Source organism: Vibrio sp. Vb0349 (assembly GCF_033338975.1).
Genome location: NZ_JAWOTS010000425.1, coordinates 1 through 1058, shown reverse-complemented (window position 1 = coordinate 1058; position 1058 = coordinate 1). Strand labels below are relative to the sequence as shown.

1 protein-coding gene and 1 pseudogene are annotated in these 1058 nt (G+C 41.3%); both read left to right on the top strand.

Translation table 11 applies throughout. The features are described from left to right. Nucleotides 1-411: pseudogene (locus R7Q47_RS26345) on the top strand (hypothetical protein); the annotation flags it as partial. 11 nt (nucleotides 412-422) lie between these two features. Further along, on the top strand, nucleotides 423-1058 hold a 636-nt coding region (locus tag R7Q47_RS26340), incomplete at its 3' end, for a hypothetical protein (protein WP_318090273.1).

Below are 1058 nucleotides of genomic sequence, written 5' to 3'. Positions count from 1 at the left end.
GAAAAAACGGCTGTGGTTGCGAGTACCTACATGGTCGGTGATATCGAGCAAAACATTGTTCTAACCAAGGGTGGCGTTGAGACTTACCGATGGACCGCAAAAGAAGAAAAGCCGATTTTGTGGAAGCTCACTCTCACTAAATCAAGAAACACAAATGCGGTGGTCGATAACCAAGATGACATTGTGAGTAAGTTTCTTGCCAACTTTGATGCGTTTTTTTGGATCGGAATGGATATCGAACCAGAAAAGTATTTTGAAATAAACCGTGATGCTTTGTATGCGTCAAACATCAAAGCCGAGTATTCGTTAGATGATGGAACCAGTTGGTCGGAAAGCATTTATAAAACACCCTATAACGTAAAATTCATTCCGGATTTGCCTGTAGAGAATGTGATTATTACTGATGCTTAATTGGAGGGGAAATGACGCAGTTATTTCGAAACGATGAAGCGTGCGAGTTTTTCTATAATATAACCCTCACAGCTAAGCAGCGAGTGATCATTGATGAGTTAGTTCAGATGAATTCTGAAATGGTTGGTTCAAAACCATTTGGTTACTTGCTTTACGATAACAACACATTTCCGGTGCTTACCGGACTTAACCGCGATTTCTTTGCCGAAAACTACATGGCCATTTTGCAGGCAATGCAAACGGCTGGCACTTACGATTCATATACATTGGTCATTGAGCAAGTCGTAGGTAATGGAGTAGGGATACAGTATTCATCACCAAGGCCAAGACACTTAGTTATCAATATCTACAATGTCGAGTCGTACCAATCGAGACTGATCACTCCATCGAATCTATGGCTGGTTACGCCTTCTAATTTTGGATTGCTGGTACCGCAACCAGTATCGGAGTTTAAGTTGGCCCAACTTACCAAAATATTAGAAGTTCTCGCTAACCCATCTGGTACCTACTTAGAAATCACGTTTATTGAACCTATATTGCCAATATTGGCTTCAATATCTGGTGTGCCAAGCGCTGTGTTTAAAGGTGATACTGGCATATTGTCAGCTACCGTTACTTATAGTGATGGTAATTCTACGACCACAGCG